This window comes from Nonomuraea sp. NPDC001684, assembly GCF_053596515.1.
Genome location: NZ_JBSFGJ010000004.1, coordinates 39,910 through 60,759 on the forward strand (window position 1 = coordinate 39,910; position 20,850 = coordinate 60,759).

Here is a 20,850-nt window from a genome sequence, read left to right on the forward strand (position 1 = left end):
GGGGTGGGCCTGGCCTCGTTCACACGGATGAACGCTGTCCTACTTGAGGCCAGAATTTCCGCTGGACCACGAGCGTGGCGGTGCCCGAGATGACCATGCCGAGGATGTTCACCGCGAGCTGCGAGACCGACCCCGCGACCTCCGCCCAGTCGCCGAGTCCCAGCGCGACGGCGAGGTAGCCGGCCGCCGGGACCGTGGTGACCGAGATGAACACGCCGATCAGCGCCGAGGACTTGCCCGCCGTCACCGACAGGACCCCCGCCGCCCCCGCCAGCAGCGCCACGATGAATGACCACTTGTCCGGCTTGACGATGAACTGCACCTCCGCGTTCACCTTCAGGTTGCCGATGTCGATCCAGCCCAGCCAGTTGGAGACCAGCGCGCAGGCGAAGGTGATGGCGATGGCGACGGTGAAGCCGATGACCAGGGTCCGCAGAGCGGTGGTGATCAGGCGTCCGCGCCGGCCCAGCAGGCCGAAGCAGATCGCGGCGATCGCGCCGAACTCCGGGCCGAGCACCATCGCGCCGACGATCAGGATGGGCGAGTTCTGCAGCACGCCGATGCCCGCGAGCTGCGTCGCGATGGCCAGGAAGGCCAGGTAGGCCCAGGTGATGCGGGAGTCGCTGGAGACCCTGTGGGCCAGTTCCTCCCACACCACCGCGTCGTCGGGATCGCCGGGCGCCTCCTCGACCGCCGCCGTGGCGGCCCGGGACAACGACAGGTCCACCTGCTCGATGGCGATCGAGCCGACGTCCTCCACCCACTTGAGCCGGCTGATCACCTCGTTGGCCGCCTCGCGGGCGGCGTCGCAGAGGACGACGTCGCCCGCCGGCTCGCGGGCCGCCCCGGGCAGCACGATGACGTTGGTGACGCCCGTGCACTCCTGCAACAGCGCGACGGCCTCGTCGGTGCGGTCGGCAGGGATGATCAGTCGGAGATGCAGCACTCCGCCATTGTTGTCCATCGGACATTGACGTCGCGTTGACCGCCGTACGCGAGGCTGCCTCACATGACTCGCTTCAGATGCCACGATCATGGTGAGGACTGCTGGTTCGCCGACATCGACGACCAGGAGTGCGCGGGCCGGTTCGCCGCCTATGTCTTCGACGAGGTGTTCAGGTCCGGCGAAGCCGTACCCGCCTGACCGCGTGGTCGGCGCCCTTCTGCAGGACGAGGTCGGCGCGTCCCCTGGTGGGGGCGATGTTCTCGACCAGGTTGCGCTCGTTGATGTCGCGCCAGACGTTGACCGCGAAGTCCGTGGCCTGCTCGTAGGTGAGCTCGGCGATGTACTTGAAGTAGGACTTCGGGTCCTCGAAGGCCGTGCGGCGCAGCTTGTGGAACCGTTCGACGTACCAGGTGCGGATGTCCTCGACCTTGGCGTCCACGTAGATGGAGAAGTCGAAGTAGTCGTTGACGGCCAGGGACGTGGGAGGGGCGGGCTGGAGCACGTTCAGCCCCTCGATGATCAAGATGTCTGGATTTTTCACGACCTGGCGGGCGCCGGGGACGATGTCGTACTCCAGATGGCTGTAGACCGGCGCGTACACCTCGGGAGCGCCCGCCTTGACCTCCGCCACGAACCTGACCAGCGCGCGCCGGTCGTAGCTCTCCGGGAAGCCCTTGCGCTGCATGATGCCCTTGGCCTCCAGCACCGCGTTGGGGTAGAGGAAGCTGTCGGTGGTGATCAGCTCCACGTGCGGGTGCTCGGGCCAGCGGGCCAGCAGGGTGTGCAGCAGCCGCGCCGTGGTCGACTTGCCGACCGCGACGCTCCCGGCGATGCCCAGGATGTACGGCACGCGCGTCCCCGCGTCGCCGAGGAAGGCGCTCAGCACGCTGCTGCGCTGCTTGGACCCGGTGAAGTGCAGGTTGAGCAGCCGGGTCAGGGGGAGATAGATGTCGGTGACCTCGGTGAGGTCGATGGGGTCATCGACGCCGCGCAGGTCTTCCAGCTCGTCTGCGGTGAGAGTCAAGGGCGTGTTCTTGCGGAGTTCGCTCCACTGCTCCCTGCTCAGTTCCACGTAGCCGTTGTTCACCTAGGCAGCGTAGCGATGGGGGACAAATGCGATCATGGGCGGGTGGCGCGCGGCGGACATCCACAGCCTGTGGATAAAAACGTGGGATTACCAAAGCATGATTCCGGGAAGAAAGACCGGTCCTGACGATCCGGGCGTGCCGGAACCGGCGGGCGGCTACTGTTCCGGACGTAGCCTCCCGGGAGGTCTTGTGGATCGCCGTCGCTTCCTCGCCAACGTGCTGGCCGTGGCCGGGCCCTTCACCGGGGTCGCCTGCGCCGGGGCCAGGGGCGGCGTCCGGCCCGCCGTCGGCTACGGGCCGCTGCGACCGGTCGCCGACCTGCGTGACGGCAAGGTGCGCCTGCACCTTCCCGACGGTTTCCGGTACCGCTCGTTCAGCGCCGCGGGCGAGAAGTTCACCGACGGCTCCACCGTCCCTGGCCGGCACGACGGCATGGCGGCCTTCAGCGGCCCCAAGGGCAGCACGATCCTCGTGCGCAACCACGAGGTCACCGGCCCGGTCGGCGCGTTCGGCGACAAGGAGACCGCCTACGACCCGGCGGCCGGCGGCGGCACCTCGACCCTGCACGTCACCCGCCACGGCGAGGTGCTCAGCAGCGGCCCCTCGCTCAACGGCACCATGACCAACTGCTCCGGCGGCCCGATGCCCTGGCGGGCCTGGGTGAGCTGCGAGGAGACGGTCAACGGCCCCGACGTGGGCGACGACCCGTCCGGGAGCGACAACACCAAGCTCAAGCGCAGGCACGGCTACCTGTTCGAGGTGCCGGTCGGCGGGGTCGCGAGCGCGCGCCCGATCAGGTCGGCCGGCCGCTTCCCGCACGAGTCGGCCGCCTTCGACCCCGCCGCCGGAGCCGTCTACCTCACCGAGGACAACTTCTCCTTCCCCTCCGGCTTCTACCGCTACCTGCCGCCCAAGCACCCGATGCGGGAGGGCCGGCTGCTCGACGGCGGCCGGCTGCAGATGCTCGCCGTCGACGGCGTCGAGCGCGCCGACCTGTCGCGCGGGCAGCGGGCGGGGGCCTCCTACGCCACGCGCTGGGTGGACATCGACGAGCCCGACCCCCGCTTCACCGGCAGGCCGCCGTACGAGGAGGCCGTCCAGGCGGTCGGCCGGCAGGGGCGCGCGGGCGGCGCGGCGATCTTCGCCAGGCTGGAGGGCGCGGTCTTCCACCAGGGCGTGGTGTACTTCGTCTCCACCCAGGGCGGGGCCACCGCGCCGGGCGACCGGCCGCCTCCCGGCTTCGGCGACGGGCGGGGCCAGGTGTGGGCGTACGAGACGTGGAGCGGGCGGCTGCGGCTGGTCTACGAGTCGCCGCGCTCGTCGGCGCTCGACCTGCCCGACAACGTGACCGTCAGCCGGCGCGGCACGCTGGTGCTCTGCGAGGACGGCGACGGCGACAACTTCCTGCGCGGCCTCACCAGGACGGGCGAGATCTTCGACTTCTGCCGCCTGCAGCCGATCCCCGGCGATCCGGGCGCCGAGTTCGCCGGCTCGACGTTCGGGCCGGGCGGCCAGACGCTCTACGTCAACGTCCAGGCCGTCCAGGGGCGGTCGTTCGCCATCTGGGGGCCGTGGGAGCGCGGCCTGTTCTGAGTAGCCTGGGACGATGATCCTGGGTATCGGAGTGGACATCGTCGACATCGCCCGCTTCGAGGCGGCTCTCGAACGTACCCCGCAGCTGCGCGAGCGGCTGTTCACCGACCTCGAACGGCCGCTGCCGGCGCACTCGCTGGCCGCCAGGTTCGCCGCCAAGGAGGCCGTGGCCAAGGCGCTCGGCGCGCCCAGGGGGCTCGGGCACCTGGAGGCCGAGGTGCGCTGCGACGAGCTGGGCAAGCCCGAGCTGCACGTGTCGGGCAAGGTCGCCGAGGTGGCCTACGGCCTCGGGGTCAAGCGCTGGCACCTGTCGCTCAGCCATGACGGGGGCGTCGCCGTGGCCTATGTGATCGCGGAGGGATAGTTTCGGATCATGCGCGCCAGGGAGTGCCCTCGCGTGGAGCAGCGACCGGAGCGGGGGAAGGCGGCGGCATATGGCGACCGAGCAGCCGAACGGAGTGAGGCCATGAAGACCGCCTACACCGCCGACCAGATCCGGGACGCCGAGCGCACGCTGATGGCGCGCCTGCCCGAGGGCGCCCTCATGCAGCGGGCCGCCCACGGTCTCGCCGCCGCCTGCGCCGACCTGCTGGGCCGGGTGTACGGCGCCCGCGTCGTGCTGCTGGTCGGCAGCGGCGACAACGGCGGCGACGCCCTCTACGCCGGCGAGCGCCTGGCCCGCCGGGGAGCCCGGGTCGAGGCGGTCCTGGCCGGCGCGAAGACGCACGAGGGCGGCCTGCGCGCCTTCCTCGACGCCGGAGGCCGCGTGGCCGGCCCGTCAGCGGTCCAGGAGGTCCAGGACGCCGACCTGATCGTGGACGGGCTGGTGGGCATCGGGGCCGCGGGCGCGCTGCGCGAGCCGTACGCCCGGCTGGCCGAGGAGGCGAACGCGGCCCACGGCACGATCGTCGCGGTCGACGTGCCGAGCGGCGTCGAGGCGAGCACCGGGCGGGTCGCGGGCGCGGCGGTGCGGGCGCGGGTGACGGTGACGATGGGGGCCTGCAAGACGGGGCTGCTGGTCGATCCGGGCGCCGCGCACACGGGCCGGGTCGAGCTGGTCGACATCGGGCTCGGCCCCTTCCTGCCCGACCCCGACGTCGCGGCGCTGACCCGCGTGGACGTGGAGGACCTGCTGCCCAGGCCCGGCAATGAGTCCGACAAATACCGCAGGGGCGTGCTCGGGGTGGCCGCGGGCAGCGACCTGTACACCGGCGCGGCCGTGCTGGCCGTGGGCGGCGCGCTGCGGGCGGGCGCGGGCCTGGTCCGCTACGCGGGCACCCACGAGCCGGTCCAGCAGGTGCGCGCCCACTGGCCGGAAGCGGTGATCACGCCGCTCGACCGGCCGTCCGTCGAGGACGTGGGCCGCGTCCAGGCGTGGCTGCTCGGGCCGGGGCTCGGCACCGGCGACTGGGCGCACGAGCTGGCCGCCCGCGTGCTGGCCTCGGACGTCCCGGTGCTGATCGACGCCGACGGGCTCACCCTGGTGGCCCGCGACCGGTCGTTGCTGCGCAGGCGGGCGCCCGTGCTGATCACGCCGCACGCGGGCGAACTGTCGCGGCTGATCGGCGTGAGCCGCGACGACATCGAGGCCGCCCGGCTGGAGCACGCCCGCCGGGCCGCGGCCGAGCTGGGCGTGACCGTGCTGCTCAAGGGCTCGACCACGGTGGTGGCCGAGGAGGCCAGGCCGGTCCGCGTCAACGAGACCGGCACGTCGTGGCTGGCCACCGGAGGCACCGGCGACGTGCTCTCGGGCGTGGCGGGCGCGCTGCTGGCCCAGGGGCTGTGCTGTTACGACGCGGGCTCGGCCGGCGCGTACGTGCACGGGCTGGCCGGCCGGCTGGCCGCCCGCGGCGCCCCGCTCACCGCGGCCGGGGTGGCGGCGGCCGTCCCTGAGGCCATCCGGTCCGTCCACGGCGAATCCCGTCCCTGAGGCCGTCCGGTCCGTCCACGGCGAACGCCGTCGCTGAGCGGCGCGAACCGCGCTCGACCACCCGTCTGAGCTGCCACACTGGAGAGATGTACTCCTCGATGGCCACCCCCGCCGAGGCGCGGGTCGACCTGTCCGCGATCCGGCACAACGTGGCCCTGCTCAAGGAGCGGGCGGACGGCGCCGAGCTGATGGGGGCCGTCAAGGCCGACGCCTACGGCCACGGGCTGGTGCCCTCGGCCAGGGCCGTCCTAGAGGGCGGCGCGTCCAGGCTGGGCACGGCCTTCGTCGCCGAGGCGCTGGCGCTGCGCGAGGGCGGCGTCACCGCGCCCGTCCTGGCCTGGCTGATCACGCCCGGCGAGCCCCTCGACCGGGCCGTGGCCCAGGACGTCGAGCTGTCGGCCGCCCACGAGGGCCTGCTCGACGAGATCGCGGCCGCCGCCCGCCGCGTGGGCCGTCCGGCCAAGCTGCACCTGGAGGCCGACACCGGCATGAGCAGGGGCGGCGCGCCGCTGGCCGCCTGGCCGGGCCTGCTGAGCAGGGCGCTCGCGCTGCGGGCGGAGGGCGTCGTCGAGATCGTCGGCCTGTGGTCCCACTTCGCCTGCGCCGACCTGCCCGGCCATCCCTCGGTCGAGCAGCAGCTGGAGGCGTTCGAGAGCGCGCTGAAGCAGGCCGAGCAGGCGGGCGCCGCCGGGTCGTCGGTGATCAGGCACCTGGCCAACTCGGCCGCCGTCCTGACCCTGCCGGCCGCCCGCTTCGACCTGGTCAGGCCGGGCATCGCCATGTACGGCCTGAGCCCCGTCCCCGAGCTGGGCGACTTCGGGCTGCGTCCGGCCATGACCCTGACGGCCAGGATCGCGCTCGTCAAGCGGGTCCCTCAGGAGTCGGGCGTCTCCTACGGTCACCTCTACGTCACCGACCACGAGACCACCCTCGGCCTCGTGCCGCTCGGCTACGCCGACGGCATACTCCGGCACGCGTCGGGAAGAGCCGAGGTGCTGGCGGGCGGGCGCCGCCGGAAAGTGGCGGGCCGGGTGTGCATGGACCAGTTCGTGATCGACGTCGGCGACGACCCCTTGTCGCCGGGCGACGAGGTGGTGCTGTTCGGTCCCGGCGACGGGGGCGAGCCGACCGCCCAGGAATGGGCGGATACCCTCGGCACGATCACGCATGAGATCGTGACCAGGATCGGTTCCCGGGTGCCACGGGTCCACCAGCATGTGACGGCGGGCACTCCGGAGCGGCCATGAGCGGAGAAGGATCGGGGACATGACGACGACAACACGGCGGCGCAGGGTCGGAATCGCCGGCGCGATCGTCGGAGCGGCGTCGGCCGGTGTCGCGGCGGCGGCTCTGGCCAAGCGCTACGCGGTCGGCCGGATCAGGCTGCGGCACGACGAGGAGGCCAGCGAGCCGTTCGGCGAGCTGCGCGGCAGGGAGCGCACGCTCGTCACCTCCGACGGGGTGGCGCTCCACGTCGAGATCGACGGCCCCGAGGACGCGCCGCTGACGATCGTGATGTGCCACGGCTACTGCCTCAACCTCGAATCGTGGCACTACCAGCGCAAGGAGCTGCGCGAGAACCACCGCCTGGTGCTGTGGGACATCCGCTCCCACGGCCGCTCGCAGCGCGGCACGGCCGACGACAGCACGATCGACCGGCTGGGCCAGGACCTCGCCGAGGTGATCGAGGAGTTCGTGCCCGGCCCGTGCGTGGTGGTCGGCCACTCGATGGGCGGCATGACGATCATGGCGCTCGCCGACAGCCGTCCTGAGCTGTTCGGCGACAAGATCCGGGCGGTCGCCCTCATCGCGACCTCGGCGGGCAAGCTGGCCGAGCTGACGCTGGGGCTGCCGGCGATGGTGTCCAAGGCCGTGCACAAGGTGGCGCCGTCCACGGTGTCGCTGCTGGGCAGGAAGGGCGCGCTGGTCGACAGGACCCGGCACGCGGGCAGCGACATCGCGTTCCTGATCACCCGCTACATGGGCTTCGGCGACTCCGCGAACGTGAGCCCGACCGTGGTCGACTTCGCCGAGTCGATGATCAGGCAGACCCCCACCGAGGTGTTCGCCGCCTTCTACCCGGCCCTGATGAACCATGACAAGTTGTCCGCGCTGCACGTCCTCGACCCGGTCCCGACCGCCATCGTCTACGGCGAGCGCGACTGGCTGACCCCGCCCGACCACAGCAGGGCCATCGCGGCGGCGCTGCCCAAGGCGCAGGTCACCGAGATCCCCGACACCTCCCACCTGATCCAGCTGGAGCGCCCGGGGATCGTCAACGACGCGCTGCGCGACCTGATCAAGCGAGTGGAGTTGTAGTGCGACTGGCGACAGCGGAGGACATGCGGGCCTACGGCGCCCGCCTGGCGGCCCACCTGCGGCCCGGTGACCTGATCGTGCTGTCCGGGCCGCTCGGCGCGGGCAAGACCACGCTCGTCCAGGGCATCGCCGAAGGTCTCAAGGTACGCGGGCCGATCACCTCGCCCACCTTCGTGATCGCCAGGGTGCACCCGTCGCTGCAGCAGGGCCCGCCGCTGGTGCACGCCGACGCCTACCGCCTCGGCGGCGACCTGGAGGTCGACGACCTCGACCTCGACGCCTCGCTGGAGGAGTCGGTCACCGTGGTCGAGTGGGGCGAGGGCCTGGTCGAGGGGCTGGCCGAAGACCGGCTGGAGATCCACATCGACCGGGAGACCGGCGACGACGCCCGCCTGGTGACCCTGCGCGGAGTGGGCGACCGGTGGGCCGACACGCCGTCTGATCCGGCCTAAGGCTAAAACCTCCGTCAATTTCCGGCAAAGCTGTCACCCTTGACGTACCGGACCGATGACATAAATCATGATCGTTGGTCAGGGATTTGCCCAGAATTTCTGGGTATCAGGAGGGGCGACATCCACATTTTTGGTGGATGCTGGGTGCAAGACGGCAAAGTGGGGTGCGGCGGTGCTCAGGGTCAGGCGAGTCGCGTACGCGGGTGCCATCATGGTGGTCGGGCTGACCGGGTGTGCGGCCTCGGCCGAGACCACACCGACAGGCACACCGACGGCCACAGCCACGACGTCCACCACCGCCACCACCACGGCCACGACCACGACCACCGCGACCGCCCCGCCCACCAAGAGGCCGAGCATCGCGGTCCAGGTCAACCCCGACCGGGTCACCGCGGGGGAGACGTCCAAGGTGTGGATCCTGGCCAACTGCCCGCTGCCGTCCGGCGGACCGGCCCACACCGGCACCGCGACCTCGCGGGCGTTCCTCAACGGCGTCCCGCTCAACCCCGTGCCGGCCGGCTCGGCCACGCCGACCGCGACCAGCAGCCCGGCGAACGGCTCGCCCTGGGTCCGCGGCGAGGCGACGGTCTCCGGCACGGTCAAGCGCGGCTCGTACACCGTCGACGTCAAGTGCGACGGCACCAACGACGTCGGCAAGGCCACGCTCAAGGTGGCCAGGGCCGAGGCCGACCCGACCGGCGTGCCCACCAAGGCGCCCAAGGCGGGCGGCGGCGGCACCTTCGGCCGTGACGTCGACGACGAGTCCTCGATCCCGCTCGGCCCGGCCGGCGCGCTGGTGGCCCTGGTCCTCGTCGGCGGCGCGGTCGTGATGGTCAAGCGGCGCAGCCGGGCCTGATCGATGGCACGTCCAGGACGGGTGGTGCTCGCGGGCGCCGTCACGGGCCTGCTGCTGGTCGCCTTCGGCAAGAGCATGCAGAACTCCTCCACCCCGGCGGCGAGCGTGGTGCCCAAGAGCATCGACATCCCGTCGCTCGACCTTGAGGCCCCGCTGATGAAGCTCGGGCTGAGCAAGGACGGCGAGGTCGAGCTGCCGCCGTACGAGAAGCCGAAGATGGCGGGCTGGTACAGCGGCAGCGCGGTGCCCGGCGAGAAGGGCGCCTCGGTGATCATCGGCCACGTCGACACCAAGACCGCCCCCGCCGTGTTCTACAAGCTCAGGCAGTTACGCAAGGGCGAGACCGTCAAGGTGGAGCGCAGCGACGGCAAGGTCGTCAGCTTCAAGGTGGACGCCATCGAGCAGGTCTCCAAGGACCACTTCCCCGCCCGGCGGGTGTACGTCGACGACGGACTGAAACTCGTCACCTGCGGCGGTAAGTTCGACTACGCCAGAGGCGAATATGTCGACAACATCATCGTCTACGCGTCCCGAGCCTGATCATGGAACGATGAGCACTGACCTCAACCCGCCGGCGTCCGGCGCCCGCGTGCCCTGGCAAGAGGTTCACCCGCTGGTGCGCGAGGCGGTCGAGGGCTTCCTCGGCGGCCGCGTCGTGGAGGCCGTCACCCAGGAGGGCGGCTTCTCCCCGGCGGCCGCGGTGCGCCTGCGGACCGATGACGGCCGGCGCGCGTTCGTCAAGGCCGTCGGCCCCGAGCCCAACCCCGACAGCGTGCGCATCTACCGCTCCGAGCTCAGGAACGCCGCCGCGCTCCCCGAGTCGGTCCCCGCGCCGAAGCTGCTGACGGCGTTCGAGCTGGAGGGCTGGGTCGCCCTGGTCTTCGAGGACGTCGAGGCCGCGCACCCCCAGATGCCGTGGCGGCGCGACGAGCTCGACCGGGTCTTCACGGCCCTGAAGGAGATGTCCGCCGCGCTCACCCCGTCGCCGATCGAGGCCCGCACGATCGGCGAGGTCATGGGCGACTCCTTCCAGGGGTGGCGCAGGCTGCTCGGCGAGGACACCGCCGGGCTCGACCCGTGGGCGCTGCGCCACCTGCCCGAGCTGGCCGAGCTGGAGTCCGGCTGGGAGGCGGCGGCGGCCGGCGACACCCTCGTCCACGCCGATCTGCGGGCCGACAACATCCTGCTCACGCCCGACCGTGTCTATGTGGTGGACTGGCCGTGGGCCTGCCTGGCCGCGCCCTGGTACGACCAGGTGGCCATGCTGCCGTCGGTCGGCATGCAGGGCGGCCCCGCGCCCCACGAGCTGTTCGACGATCCCGACCCGGCGGTCACCGCGGTCGTCGCGGCCCAGACCGGCTACTTCGTCCGGAACGGCCGGCTGCCCGATCCGCCCGGGCTGCCCACGCTCAGGGCGTTCCAGCGGGCGCAGGGAGTGGTCGCGCTGGAGTGGCTGAAACGGCGTACCGGCTGGGTGTGACCCGTCCGGCGGGTAGGCTAAACAGTCGTGCTGGTCCTGGCCTTTGATACCGCGACGCCCGCCGTCACCGCCGCCCTCCACGACGGTGAGCGGGTGCTCGCCGAGTCCACGACGATCGACGCCCGCCGCCACGGCGAGTTGCTCGTCCCCACCATCGAACGCGTGCTGACCGAGTCGGGCGCCGCCCTGCGCGACGTGACGGCCGTCGTCGCGGGCAGCGGCCCCGGGCCTTACACGGGCCTGCGCGTGGGGCTGATGACCGCCCAGGGGCTCGCGACGACGCTCGCCGTGCCCGCGTACGGCATCTGCACCCTCGACGCGGTCGCCTACGGCAGCGGGCTCGGCGAGCCGTTCCTGGTCGCCACCGACGCCCGGCGCAAGGAGGTGTTCTGGGCGCGCTACCAGGACATGCGCACCCGTGCCGGCGGCCCGTTCGTCGACCGGCCCGCCGACGTGCCCGTCGAGGGCCTGCCGGTCGTGGGCGCCGGCGCCGGGCTCTACCCCGACGTCCTGGGCCGCCACGACGCCCCGCCCTACCCCTACGCGGGCGCGCTGGCCGCGCTGGCCGCCGAGCGGCTGGCCGCGGGCGTCCCGCTCGACCCGCCGCGGCCCATCTACCTGCGCAGGCCCGACGCCGTGGTGCCGGGCGCGCCCAAGAGGGTGACGGCGTGAGACTGCGGCCGATGACCCAGGCCGACCTGCCCGCGGTCATGGCGATCGAGCAGGCCACGTTCCCGCTCGACGCGTGGAGCGAGGGCATGATGCGCGGCGAGCTGGCCGACATGCCGCGGTCGCGCCACTACGTGGTGGCCCTGGCCGACGACGAGATCGTCGGCTACAGCGGCATCGCGGTCGCGTCCGACCAGGCCGACGTGCAGACCATCGCCGTGCTGGAGAAGCACCAGGGCACCGGCATCGGCAGCGCGATGCTGACCGAGCTGCTGGCCGAGGCGCGGCGCAGGGGCGCGCGCGAGATCTTCCTGGAGGTACGCGCCGACAACCCGCGCGCCCAGGCGGTCTACCGGCATTTCGAGTTCGAGGAGATCGGCATCCGCCGCCGCTACTACGACGACGGCACCGACGCGATCATGATGAGAAGGAAGCTGGATGGCTGACGCACCCCTGGTCCTGGGCATCGAGACGTCGTGCGACGAGACCGGCATCGGCATCGTCAGAGGCCACACGCTCCTCGCCAACACCATCGCCTCCAGCATGGACGAGCACGCCCGATACGGCGGCGTGGTGCCCGAGGTCGCCTCCCGCGCCCACCTGGAGGCCATGACGCCCACGGTCGAGGCGGCGCTGGCCGAGGCGGGGCTCAAGTTCTCCGACATCGACGCCATCGCCGTCACCGCCGGGCCCGGCCTGGCCGGGGCGCTGCTGGTGGGCGTGGCCGCCGCCAAGTCGTACGCGCTGGGCCTCGGCGTGCCGCTCTACGGCGTCAACCACCTGGCCGCCCATGTGGCCGTCGACCAGCTCGAACACGGGCCGCTGCCCAAGCCGTGCATCGCCATGCTGGTCTCCGGCGGCCACTCCTCGCTGCTGCTGGTGCCCGACGTGGCCGAAGACGTCATCTCGCTCGGCTCGACCGTCGACGACGCGGCCGGCGAGGCGTTCGACAAGGTGGCCCGGGTGCTCGGGCTGCCCTTCCCCGGCGGCCCGCACATCGACCGGGCCGCCCGCGAGGGCTCCGGCACGGCCGTCACCTTCCCCCGGGGCAAGATCGACGACGGCACGCTCGACTTCTCCTTCTCCGGGCTCAAGACGGCCGTCGCCCGCTGGGTCGAGGCGCGCGAGGCGTCCGGGCAGTCGATCCACGTGCCCGACGTGGCCGCCTCCTTCCAGGAGGCCGTGGTCGACGTGCTGACCCGCAAGGCGTTGCAGGCGTGCAAGAAGTACGACGTGCACGACCTGCTGATCGGCGGCGGCGTGGCGGCCAACTCGCGGCTGCGGGCGCTGGCCCAGGAGCGCTGCGACGCGGCGGGCGTGCGGCTGCGGGTGCCCCGGCCGGGGCTGTGCACCGACAACGGGGCCATGGTCGCGGCTCTGGGATCCGACCTGGTGGCGGCGGGGGTCACCCCCTCGACCCTGGAGATCCCGGCGGACTCGTCGCTGCCGATCACGACGGTCCACGTCTGAGCCCTGGCGGGGCCGGAGGCCGGCGGTGAGGCGCGGGAGGTGCCCCACCGCCGGGCGGGTCAGTCTTTGGTCCTGGTGGGCCGGAGCAGGGCCTCGGCCAGCGCCAGCATGGTCTCCTCCAGCGCGGCCAGCCGCTTGGTGAGGTCGTCGGTGGCCGGCTGCACGATGCCGCTGACCGTCTCGCTCAGCTCGTCGCGGTCGGGCCGGGAGCGCACCAGCTCGGTCAGCGCGTCGGCGGCGGCCGACAGGCGGTCGGCCTGCGCGCCGGCCTGCGACTCGATGAGCTCGCCGACCCGCTCGGGGATGGCCAGGGCGGCCGGGAGCTGGCTGACGTGCTGGTTCATGGCCTCGATGCGGTCGTCGACCGACTCCAGGTGCTCGCCGGCCTGATCGGCGCGGGCGGCCAGGCCGTTGAGGTGGGTGTCGAGGCCGTTGAAGCGGCTGTCGAGCCCGCTGAACTGGCCGTCGAGGGTGTCGAACCGGGTGATCAGGTGCTCCTCCGCCTCGACCAGCCGCTCGTCGATCGACTCCATCTGGTTGTCGAGCTTGTTGAAGCGACCCTCGCTGCGCACGGCGGTCTCGGCCAGACGCTGGTCGGTGGCCGAGGCGCGGTCGTCGAGCGCGCTCAGGCGGCCGTCGAGGGCGTCGAAGCGGTCGTCGTGGCGGACGAGGTGGCCGTCGATGGCGCCCATGCGCTTGCCGAGGCCGCCGAGCTGGCCGTCGACCGAGGTGAGGCGCTTGTCGACGCCGCTGATGCGGCCGTCGACGCCGTCGAGCCTGGTGTCGATGTCGGCCAGGCACTCGTCGGCCGACTCCAGCCGGCCGTCGAACCCGGTGAGCCGGGTGTCGAGCCCCATGAGCCGGCCCTCGACCCGGTCGAGCCGGGAGTCGACGCCGTCGAGCCGCCCGCTGAGCCGCAGCTCGCTCTCCCCGAGCTGGACGGCGAGGTGCTGGTCGGCCTCGTCGAGGCGGGCGGTGAGCCGCTGCTCGACGTCGGCCAGCCGGACCGTGAGCCGCTGGTCGCCCTCGTCGAGCTTGGCGGCCAGGCGCTCGTCGGCGCGGTCGAGCCGCTCGTTCAGGCGCTGGGTCAGCCGCTCGTCGGTCTCGTCGAGGCGGCCGGCCAGGCGTTTGTCGGCCTCGTCGAGGCGGGCGGCGATGTGCAGGTCGGTGTCGTCGAGGCGGCCGGTCAGGCGCTGCTCGGCCGCGTCGATCTTGACGGCGACCTGCTGCGACGTGGCCGCGACGCTCTCGGCCAGCTCGCCGACCACGCTCTCGACCCGCTCGGCGCGGCCCGACAGGTCGGCCACCGACTTGTCGAGCCGGGTGAAGCGGCTGGCCGCGGCCTCCATGCTGGAGTTGAGCTGCGTCAGCTTGGCGGCGAAGCCGGACATGTTCTGGGTGATGCCGTCGGTGGTGTCGAGCACCGACTGCAGGCGTTTGAGCGCCTCGTCGACGGCCTCGCCCACCGTGCCCAGGTCCGCCCACAGGCTCGGCAACTCGGCCACCGGCGCGACCCGGGCGTCGACGTGGCCGATCTTCTCCCCGACGGCGTCGACGTGGTCGCGCACGGCCTCGACGTGCTGGGCCAGGCCCTCCGCCCACATCGGCGGCTTGGCGGTGATGTCGTCGAGCCGCCCGCTCACCGCCTCGAGGGTGCCGCTCAGGCCGCCGAGCTCGCGTTCGCGCACCTCGCGCAGCAGCCACTCCATGCCTTCAAGACGCTGGCGGATCTCGTCGAGCACGGCTCCCTGGGTGCGCTGCTCGTAGACATGGTCCTGGGCGGCGCGCGCGAGGAGGTCTCGCATCCTCTCGGAGATGGCGGACTGGCCGCCTGCCTGAAGAAGGGTGGTGTGGTTGGAATGGTCCACCGAAAGGCTCCTTCGCTCGCCGACGGTCTGCCGCGCAGCGGTGGGATAGGTCCGGTTTGCAGATGAAAGGGCGAGTACGCGGGTTACCGCATAAGGGGGAGAACTCCCGCCCGTCCACCTTAGCCTTTCGATCAAGGTCAGGCGGCGTCGAAGTGAAAGATCGTATTTAGCGGAAGAATGACCGCTTTGGAGTGTTCAGGCAGGTGGGAAGGGGTTGCAGATGATAACTGAAGGCTTATCGAGAATGCGGGTCAGGATAATGACGACCGAGTTCTCGCCGGAAAGGCGGAGATCGGCGCGCAGGCGTTCGATGTCGATCGCCGACGCGCGTTTCTTGATGGTGACATTTCCGATCCGCCGTTCGCGGAGAGCCGCGCGGAGTTTTTTCAGCGAGAACGGCATGACCTCGTCCACCTCGTACCCGGAGGCCCAAGGGGTGTGGCTGGGCTCGTCGGCGGTGATGTAGGCGATCATGGGGTCGGGCAGGCGTCCGCCGACCATCTCGGCCACCTCGCCGACGAGGTGGGCCCGGATCGCGGCGCCGTCGGGCTCGTAGACGTAGCGGCCCATCGGGCCGACGGCGGCCTGGACGCCGGTGGCGGTCAGTGTGTGGCCGCCGGGCAGCAGGGTGGCGCGCCGGGCGGGGCCGACCTGGGGGCCGGTCCAGAGGGTGGCCTCCTTGACCTCGCCCTTGTAGGAGACCCATTCGGCCTCCGCGCCGTCGGGGATGAACTCGTACGGGATGCCGGGGGCGACCTTGAGGCAGGCCCGCGGCGCCCGTGCGACCAGGTCGAGCACGACCGGCCAGGGCGGCGAGTAGGCCATGGGGTCGAACGTGCGGCCCTTGCCGCTGCGCCGGGCCGGGTCGGCGAACAGCGCGTCGTACTCCTCGGGCCGGACCTGCGCCGCGTCGCCCACGCGCACCCGCACCCGGCCGGCCAGCCCGAGCGCGTCGGCGTTGGCGCTGGCCACGGCGACGGTCAGCGGGTCGAGGTCGACGGCGTCGACCTCGCAGCCGGCGCGGGCGAGCGCCAGGAGGTCGCCGCCGACCCCGCAGCAGGCGTCGATCACCCGCCCGGCGCCCATGCGCCGGGCGCGGTGGTCGGCGACCTCCCGGCGGGTGGACTGCTCCAGGCCGTGCGGGGTGAAGTACATGACCGCGGCGTCGGCGCCGAACTTCGCCGCGGCGCGCTCGCGCAGCGCCGCCTGCGTCAGCGCGGCGGAGGTGAGCGCCGCGTCGTAGGTGCGGCGCAGCCTGGTCGCCGCCGCGACCGGATCGGTCCCGGCCAGCTCCGCGGCCTCGGCGAGCGCCCGCTGCCCGCGCGGGGTCAGCAGCTCGCCGAAGGCGTCGAGATCCATGTACGCACTCCGCTCACAACTCGGGATCGCTCACAGGGAGGTGTCGCCCAGGGAGACCAGCAGGCTGCGCAGCAGCCCGGCCAGGGCCTCGCGCTCGCCCTCGGACAGCCCGGCGAGCAGCCGCTCCTCGTTGGCGGCGTGCAGGACGAGCATCTCGTCGGCGACCCTCCTGCCCTCGTCGGTCAGGGCGACCAGCGTCATGCGCCGGTTGTGCGGCGCCGGCCAGCGGTGGACCAGGCCGCGCCGGACCAGGTGGTCCATCCGGTTGGTGAGCGCGCCGGGGCTGACCATGGCCGAGGTGGACAGGTCCTTCATGCACATCGTGGCGTCGGCGCCGCTGCGCAGCAGCGTGGCCAGCATGTCGAACTCCCACGCCTCCAGCCCGTGCTCGGCCAGGAAGTCCTTCACGCCGCGCTCCAGCAGGCGCGAGGCCCGCGAGATCCGGCCGATCACGCCCATCGGGGACACGTCGACGTCGGGCCGTGTCCGCGCCCACTGTCCGAGAATCACGTCCACCGCGTCATCCACGGGGCTCACCCTACCAAAGCTTCGACGTTGAAATGTTCGGCGTCGTGCGGTACTGTCCACGACGTCGAAATGTTCAACGTAGAAATTTTCGAGGTAGGTTCATCATGAAGGTGCTGGTGCTGGGCGCGACGGGGTACATCGGCGGCGCGGTGGTCGAGCGGCTGGCCGAGCAGGGGCACGAGGTGGCCGTCCTGGTGCGGCCCGCCGCCGACGGCTCCCGGCGCGTGCCGGGCGTGGCGGACGAGCGTCACGGAGACCTGGCCGACGTCGCGGGGCTGGCCGCCGCGATCACCCCGGACATCGACGCGATCGTGGTCGCCGCCCAGCTCGGCGGCGACAAGGAGGCCGACCTGGCCGCGATCGGCGTGCTCGCCGCGTCGGGCCGGAAGGTGGTCTTCACCAGCGGCGTGTGGGTGCTGGGCGCCACCGCCGACGGGCACGAGGACAGCCCGGCCGACCCGATTCCGCTCGTGGCGTACCGGCACGAGATCGAGCAGCTGGTCATCGACGGCGGCGGCTCGGTGATCCGGCCCGGCGTCGTCCACGGGCGCGGCGGCGGCATCCCCGCCATGATGCGCGCGCAGGCCGCCGAGCGCGGCGCCGGGGTCTACGTCACCGCCGGCGGCGAGCCGCACACCTGGACGTTCGTGCACGTCGACGACCTGGCCGAGCTCGTCGTGGCCGTCCTGGAGAGGGGCGGCACCCGCGTCTACCACGGCATCAGCGAGGAGGCCGTGCCGGTCGCCGAGGTGGCCGAGGCGGCGGCCCGGTCCGCCGGCGTCAAGCCGCAGGCCGAGCCCTGGCCGCTGGCCGAGGCGGCCCAGGTGTTGGGGGCGGGCTTCGCCGAGGCCCTGGCGCTCGGCCAGCGCATCAGCGCGACACGCACGCGCGCCGAACTCGGCTGGAACCCCTCCCGGCCCGGCGTCGTCGCCGATCTGACCGAGGGTTCCTACGTCTGATCGCTCTGAGCAGACGCGTTCGTGTTGACTGTCAAGGCCCTCTTGCATATGTTTCCTGTTGGCACTCTCACCTTGAGAGTGCCAACGTGCGACGAGGCAGGTCTGACACCCGCGACGGCAGGCCCCGCTGGTCGCCTCTTCTAGATCATTCAAATCTGAAGGGGAGGTCCGATCGTGACGACCGCCACCAAGGTTCCCGTTAAGCCGCTCGGCGACCGCATCGTGGTTCAGCCGCTTGAGGCAGAGCAGACCACCGCTTCCGGTCTGGTCATCCCGGACACCGCCAAGGAGAAGCCGCAGGAGGGCAAGGTCCTCGCGGTGGGCCCCGGCAACTGGGATGAGGACGGCGACAAGCGTATTCCGCTCGACGTCTCCGAGGGCGACGTCGTCCTCTACAGCAAGTACGGCGGCACCGAGGTCAAGTACGGCGGCGAGGAGTACCTCGTGCTCTCCGCCCGCGACGTTCTCGCGATCATCGAGAAGTAAGCCGGTTGTGTCGAGCCCCGGGCGCTCTTGAGGGCCCGGGGCTTTCGACGCCAGGAGAGGACTTTCAGCATGGCGAAGATCCTGCAGTTCGACGAGGACGCCCGTCGCGCGCTTGAGCGCGGTGTCAACGCCCTCGCGGACGCCGTGAAGGTAACCCTCGGCCCGCGTGGCCGCAACGTCGTCATCGACAAGAAGTTCGGTGCGCCGACGATCACGAACGACGGTGTGACCATCGCTCGTGAGATCGAGCTGGAGGAGCGCTACGAGAACCTCGGCGCCCAGCTCGCCAAGGAAGTTGCCACCAAGACCAACGACATCGCGGGCGACGGCACCACCACCGCCACCGTGCTGGCCCAGGCCATGGTCCGCGAGGGCCTGCGCAACGTGGCCGCCGGCGCCTCGCCGCTGTCGCTCAAGCGTGGCATCGACAAGGCCGCCAAGGAGATCAGCGACCGGCTGCTGGCCAGCGCGCGCGAGGTGGGCGACAAGAAGGAGATCGCCAACGTCGCCACCATCTCCGCCCAGGACGCCAAGATCGGCGAGCTGATCGCCGAGGCGTTCGACAAGGTGGGCAAGGACGGTGTCCTCACCGTCGAAGAGTCCAACGCCATGGGCATGGAGCTCGAGTTCACCGAGGGCATGCAGTTCGACAAGGGCTACCTGTCGGCCTACATGGTGACCGACCCCGAGCGCATGGAGTCCGTCCTGGAGGACGCGTACATCCTGCTCACCCAGGGCAAGATCTCCTCCATCGCCGACTTCCTGCCGCTGCTGGAGAAGGTCGCCCAGACCAAGAAGCCGCTGCTCGTGGTCGCCGAGGACGTCGAGGGCGAGGCCCTGGCCGTCCTGGTCACCAACAAGATCCGCGGCACCTTCACCTCCGTGGCCGTCAAGGCCCCGGGCTTCGGTGACCGCCGCAAGGCGATGCTCCAGGACATGGCGATCCTCACCGGCGGCCAGGTCGTCAGCGAAGAGGTCGGCCTCAAGCTGGAGCACGTCGGCCTCGAGGTGCTCGGCACGGCCCGCCGCGTCGTCGTCACCAAGGACGCCACGACCATCGTCGACGGCGCCGGTGACCAGCAGGCGATCGAGGACCGCGTCAAGGAGATCAAGATTGCCATCGAGCAGTCCGACTCCGACTGGGACCGCGAGAAGCTGCAGGAGCGTCTGGCCAAGCTCGCCGGCGGTGTGTGCGTGCTGCGCGTCGGCGCCGCCACCGAGGTGGAGCTGAAGGAGAAGAAGCACCGCCTTGAGGACGCGATCTCCGCGACCCGCGCCGCGATCGAGGAGGGCATCGTCTCCGGCGGTGGCTCGGCCCTCATCCACGTGGGCAAGGAGCTCGACGACCTCGGCCTGACCGGCGACGAGGCCACCGGTGTCGGCGTCGTGCGCCGCGCGCTGGTCGAGCCGGCCCGCTGGATCGCCGAGAACGCCGGCCTGGAGGGCTACGTGGTGACCCACAAGGTCGCCGAGCTGCCCGCCGGCCAGGGCCTCAACGCCGCCACCGGCGAGTACGTCGACCTGATCGCCCAGGGTGTCATCGACCCCGTCAAGGTGACCCGGTCCGCGGTGCAGAACGCGGCTTCGATCGCGGGCATGCTCCTGACGACCGAGGCGCTCGTGGTGGACAAGCCCGAGGAGGAGGCTCCGGCCGCCGGCCAGGGCCACGGCCACGGTCACGGCCACTGACCCGGCTGTTTCCCCCGCGCCCGTACGGCCCGCCCGGTTCCCTCCGGCGCGGGCCGTCGGCTTCCCACGGCCCGTCCCGGTTCCCTCGGGTGCGGCCGTCGGCTTTCCACGGCCCGTCCCCGGTCTCGCCGGTGCGGGCCGTCGGCTTTCAGTCAGACCGTCACGTCCCTGCCACGGCTGCTGCGATCTCTTGCCTAAGGCCAGGGATCAGAACTGGGCTCCCACGGCGTCTTCGCCCTACCGCCGCTGTCCCGCTCTACTTCTGCGACTCGGCCAGCCCCTGGCAGTGAAGCTCCGACGAGGACACCAACGGCCTGCTGCGTAGTACTTCCCCCGAGGGCACCGACTCGGTCCACACCCGCGAGGGCCTCGGTGCCGTCGCCGCAGAGTTGCCCGTCCGACCTCGCAAGACGCTGGGCTGGGACACCCGGCTGAGCGCCTCACGGAGCTCCTGGCGGCCTGCGCCTGAACCCCGAAGCGGCAGGGCCGGTGTGCGCCTGTCTCCGCAACCCTCGGTCACGGCGTCGTTTGCGCGAGTTCCTCAAGCTGCTGGACGACCCTGTCGATCGGCGCAGAAGCGTCGATCTCGAGCGTGGAGGTGGCCCTGAGCAGCGGCTCCACGTGGGCCAGGTCACGCAGGACGGCTTCACGTTCCTCAGGACGCTTGCCGAAGGGGTTGTTGGTGCGCGTCGCGATGCGGGCAAGCATGACCTCAGCGGGCGCGCTCAGCAGGACGACGTGGTCGAACTGCGGGTAGAACCGGCCCTGATTGGACTTGCAGCCGGCCACGAAGAGTGCGCCTTCACCATGGTTGGTGAGTAGGTCACTGATGGCCGGCTCACGCCACACCCAATCAGTGGATCCGTCCGGCAAGGTCACCCAGTGGCTCCACTGGTCGGTATCGGTATCGACGGCGTGATGGCCCCGGGCCGCCAGCATCTCCAACGCCGTGGACTTGCCGGTTCCCGACATCCCCGTGACCAAGATCTTCGCCATCGGACGAGACTACCGAACCGTCCCGACCTCGACCGGCTTCAGGTCACCCACGTCGGGATCTGGGGGCGTCCGGTCATGGGCTTCCGCAGTCCCTGCAACTCGGACTACGGAAGCCCGCTCGGCTCGCTTCGCCGGCCGCCGCCAGTGAGTGATCACCGCGTT

22 protein-coding genes and 1 pseudogene are annotated in these 20,850 nt (G+C 71.7%); 17 read left to right on the forward strand and 6 right to left on the reverse strand.

Going from position 1 to position 20,850, the window contains the following annotated elements:
- Positions 1–19: 19 nt before the first annotated feature.
- Entirely contained in the window at positions 20–946 is a 927-nt protein-coding gene (locus ACWCSD_RS01890; RefSeq protein ID WP_449912460.1) for a DUF389 domain-containing protein, read from the reverse strand.
- A gap of 63 nt (positions 947–1,009) precedes the next feature.
- Between ACWCSD_RS01890 and ACWCSD_RS01895 the strand changes: the two genes are divergently transcribed.
- Positions 1,010–1,144: a hypothetical protein gene (locus ACWCSD_RS01895; RefSeq protein WP_352318657.1), complete on the forward strand. Its 135-nt coding sequence runs from the start codon at positions 1,010–1,012 to the stop codon at positions 1,142–1,144.
- Here the strand turns inward: ACWCSD_RS01895 and coaA are convergent.
- Positions 1,116–2,018, reverse strand: a complete 903-nt coding sequence (gene coaA, locus ACWCSD_RS01900; RefSeq protein WP_352362923.1) for a type I pantothenate kinase — start codon at positions 2,016–2,018, stop codon at positions 1,116–1,118. The genes ACWCSD_RS01895 and coaA overlap by 29 nt on opposite strands.
- 205 nt (positions 2,019–2,223) lie before the next feature.
- On the opposite strand from coaA, the gene ACWCSD_RS01905 reads away from it, so the two are divergent.
- The 12 genes from ACWCSD_RS01905 to tsaD all read left to right on the forward strand — a co-directional run bounded on the left by ACWCSD_RS01905 (position 2,224) and on the right by tsaD (position 12,803).
- The gene (locus ACWCSD_RS01905; RefSeq protein WP_449912463.1) at positions 2,224–3,627 is read left to right on the forward strand and encodes a PhoX family protein; all 1,404 of its coding nucleotides are present in this window, start codon (positions 2,224–2,226) and stop codon (positions 3,625–3,627) included.
- Between the two features lie 13 nt (positions 3,628–3,640).
- A complete protein-coding gene (locus tag ACWCSD_RS01910; protein WP_352318661.1) occupies positions 3,641–3,991 on the forward strand; it encodes a holo-ACP synthase in 351 nt (116 codons plus the stop codon).
- Positions 3,992–4,093: 102 nt separating this feature from the next.
- Positions 4,094–5,557: an NAD(P)H-hydrate dehydratase gene (locus ACWCSD_RS01915; protein WP_449912464.1), complete on the forward strand. Its 1,464-nt coding sequence runs from the start codon at positions 4,094–4,096 to the stop codon at positions 5,555–5,557.
- Between the two features lie 98 nt (positions 5,558–5,655).
- Positions 5,656–6,804 (forward strand): alanine racemase, encoded by a 1,149-nt coding sequence (alr, locus tag ACWCSD_RS01920; RefSeq protein WP_397165376.1) that lies wholly within the window; start codon positions 5,656–5,658, stop codon positions 6,802–6,804.
- A gap of 19 nt (positions 6,805–6,823) precedes the next feature.
- Positions 6,824–7,876 (forward strand): alpha/beta fold hydrolase, encoded by a 1,053-nt coding sequence (locus ACWCSD_RS01925; RefSeq protein WP_387669239.1) that lies wholly within the window; start codon positions 6,824–6,826, stop codon positions 7,874–7,876.
- Positions 7,876–8,328, forward strand: coding sequence for a tRNA (adenosine(37)-N6)-threonylcarbamoyltransferase complex ATPase subunit type 1 TsaE (tsaE, locus tag ACWCSD_RS01930; protein ID WP_397165083.1), 453 nt, complete (start codon positions 7,876–7,878; stop codon positions 8,326–8,328). Before ACWCSD_RS01925 ends, tsaE begins: the two co-directional genes overlap by 1 nt.
- A 211-nt stretch (positions 8,329–8,539) precedes the next feature.
- On the forward strand, positions 8,540–9,184 hold the full coding sequence (locus tag ACWCSD_RS01935) for a hypothetical protein (protein ID WP_449912467.1): 645 nt from the start codon (positions 8,540–8,542) through the stop codon (positions 9,182–9,184).
- A gap of 3 nt (positions 9,185–9,187) precedes the next feature.
- Positions 9,188–9,724, forward strand: coding sequence for a class F sortase (locus tag ACWCSD_RS01940; protein ID WP_352318670.1), 537 nt, complete (start codon positions 9,188–9,190; stop codon positions 9,722–9,724).
- Between the two features lie 10 nt (positions 9,725–9,734).
- Positions 9,735–10,664, forward strand: coding sequence for an aminoglycoside phosphotransferase family protein (locus ACWCSD_RS01945; RefSeq protein WP_387669235.1), 930 nt, complete (start codon positions 9,735–9,737; stop codon positions 10,662–10,664).
- Between the two features lie 27 nt (positions 10,665–10,691).
- Positions 10,692–11,336 carry a tRNA (adenosine(37)-N6)-threonylcarbamoyltransferase complex dimerization subunit type 1 TsaB gene (gene tsaB, locus ACWCSD_RS01950; RefSeq protein WP_387669233.1) on the forward strand — a complete coding sequence of 215 codons (645 nt, stop codon included), beginning with the start codon at positions 10,692–10,694 and terminating at the stop codon, positions 11,334–11,336.
- 11 nt (positions 11,337–11,347) lie between these two features.
- The gene (gene rimI, locus ACWCSD_RS01955; protein WP_358283889.1) at positions 11,348–11,779 is read left to right on the forward strand and encodes a ribosomal protein S18-alanine N-acetyltransferase; all 432 of its coding nucleotides are present in this window, start codon (positions 11,348–11,350) and stop codon (positions 11,777–11,779) included.
- Entirely contained in the window at positions 11,772–12,803 is a 1,032-nt protein-coding gene (tsaD, locus tag ACWCSD_RS01960) for a tRNA (adenosine(37)-N6)-threonylcarbamoyltransferase complex transferase subunit TsaD (protein WP_352318676.1), read from the forward strand. The genes rimI and tsaD overlap by 8 nt, the downstream gene beginning before the upstream one ends.
- 59 nt (positions 12,804–12,862) lie before the next feature.
- On the opposite strand, the gene ACWCSD_RS01965 is transcribed toward tsaD, so the two are convergent.
- The 3 genes from ACWCSD_RS01965 to ACWCSD_RS01975 form a co-directional block, all read right to left on the reverse strand.
- The gene (locus tag ACWCSD_RS01965; protein WP_358282168.1) at positions 12,863–14,608 is read right to left on the reverse strand and encodes a hypothetical protein; all 1,746 of its coding nucleotides are present in this window, start codon (positions 14,606–14,608) and stop codon (positions 12,863–12,865) included.
- A gap of 258 nt (positions 14,609–14,866) precedes the next feature.
- On the reverse strand, positions 14,867–16,030 hold the full coding sequence (locus ACWCSD_RS01970; RefSeq protein WP_449912471.1) for a class I SAM-dependent methyltransferase: 1,164 nt from the start codon (positions 16,028–16,030) through the stop codon (positions 14,867–14,869).
- Between the two features lie 30 nt (positions 16,031–16,060).
- A complete protein-coding gene (locus ACWCSD_RS01975; protein ID WP_397165090.1) occupies positions 16,061–16,558 on the reverse strand; it encodes a MarR family winged helix-turn-helix transcriptional regulator in 498 nt (165 codons plus the stop codon).
- 104 nt (positions 16,559–16,662) lie between these two features.
- On the opposite strand from ACWCSD_RS01975, the gene ACWCSD_RS01980 reads away from it, so the two are divergent.
- The 4 genes and pseudogenes from ACWCSD_RS01980 to ACWCSD_RS01995 form a co-directional block, all read left to right on the forward strand.
- Positions 16,663–17,517: an NAD-dependent epimerase/dehydratase family protein gene (locus tag ACWCSD_RS01980; protein WP_449912473.1), complete on the forward strand. Its 855-nt coding sequence runs from the start codon at positions 16,663–16,665 to the stop codon at positions 17,515–17,517.
- 174 nt (positions 17,518–17,691) lie between these two features.
- Complete coding sequence (gene groES, locus ACWCSD_RS01985) at positions 17,692–18,003, forward strand: co-chaperone GroES (protein ID WP_139628731.1); 312 nt, start codon at positions 17,692–17,694, stop codon at positions 18,001–18,003.
- A gap of 69 nt (positions 18,004–18,072) precedes the next feature.
- Entirely contained in the window at positions 18,073–19,692 is a 1,620-nt protein-coding gene (groL, locus tag ACWCSD_RS01990; RefSeq protein WP_352318685.1) for a chaperonin GroEL, read from the forward strand.
- 144 nt (positions 19,693–19,836) lie between these two features.
- Positions 19,837–20,161 (forward strand): annotated as a pseudogene (locus ACWCSD_RS01995) (transposase); the annotation flags it as partial.
- 47 nt (positions 20,162–20,208) lie between these two features.
- Here the strand turns inward: ACWCSD_RS01995 and ACWCSD_RS02000 are convergent.
- Entirely contained in the window at positions 20,209–20,688 is a 480-nt protein-coding gene (locus ACWCSD_RS02000; RefSeq protein WP_449912475.1) for an AAA family ATPase, read from the reverse strand.
- Positions 20,689–20,850 lie beyond the last annotated feature (162 nt).

Excerpts from the sequence above, each read along its gene's own strand:
- ACWCSD_RS01910 (WP_352318661.1), top strand. The coding sequence starts at position 3,641 with ATGATCCTGGGTATCGGAGTGGACATCGTCGACATCGCCCGCTTCGAG.
- alr (WP_397165376.1), top strand. The coding sequence starts at position 5,656 with ATGGCCACCCCCGCCGAGGCGCGGGTCGACCTGTCCGCGATCCGGCAC.
- ACWCSD_RS01940 (WP_352318670.1), top strand. The coding sequence starts at position 9,188 with ATGGCACGTCCAGGACGGGTGGTGCTCGCGGGCGCCGTCACGGGCCTG.
- rimI (WP_358283889.1), top strand. The coding sequence starts at position 11,348 with ATGACCCAGGCCGACCTGCCCGCGGTCATGGCGATCGAGCAGGCCACG.
- ACWCSD_RS01935 (WP_449912467.1), top strand. The coding sequence starts at position 8,540 with ATGGTGGTCGGGCTGACCGGGTGTGCGGCCTCGGCCGAGACCACACCG.
- ACWCSD_RS01945 (WP_387669235.1), top strand. The coding sequence starts at position 9,735 with ATGAGCACTGACCTCAACCCGCCGGCGTCCGGCGCCCGCGTGCCCTGG.
- tsaD (WP_352318676.1), top strand. The coding sequence starts at position 11,772 with ATGGCTGACGCACCCCTGGTCCTGGGCATCGAGACGTCGTGCGACGAG.
- ACWCSD_RS01970 (WP_449912471.1), bottom strand. The coding sequence starts at position 16,030 with ATGGATCTCGACGCCTTCGGCGAGCTGCTGACCCCGCGCGGGCAGCGG.
- groL (WP_352318685.1), top strand. The coding sequence starts at position 18,073 with ATGGCGAAGATCCTGCAGTTCGACGAGGACGCCCGTCGCGCGCTTGAG.
- ACWCSD_RS01915 (WP_449912464.1), top strand. The coding sequence starts at position 4,094 with ATGAAGACCGCCTACACCGCCGACCAGATCCGGGACGCCGAGCGCACG.
- ACWCSD_RS01965 (WP_358282168.1), bottom strand. The coding sequence starts at position 14,608 with ATGCGAGACCTCCTCGCGCGCGCCGCCCAGGACCATGTCTACGAGCAG.
- ACWCSD_RS01895 (WP_352318657.1), top strand. The coding sequence starts at position 1,010 with ATGACTCGCTTCAGATGCCACGATCATGGTGAGGACTGCTGGTTCGCC.
- ACWCSD_RS01980 (WP_449912473.1), top strand. The coding sequence starts at position 16,663 with ATGAAGGTGCTGGTGCTGGGCGCGACGGGGTACATCGGCGGCGCGGTG.
- ACWCSD_RS02000 (WP_449912475.1), bottom strand. The coding sequence starts at position 20,688 with ATGGCGAAGATCTTGGTCACGGGGATGTCGGGAACCGGCAAGTCCACG.
- ACWCSD_RS01925 (WP_387669239.1), top strand. The coding sequence starts at position 6,824 with ATGACGACGACAACACGGCGGCGCAGGGTCGGAATCGCCGGCGCGATC.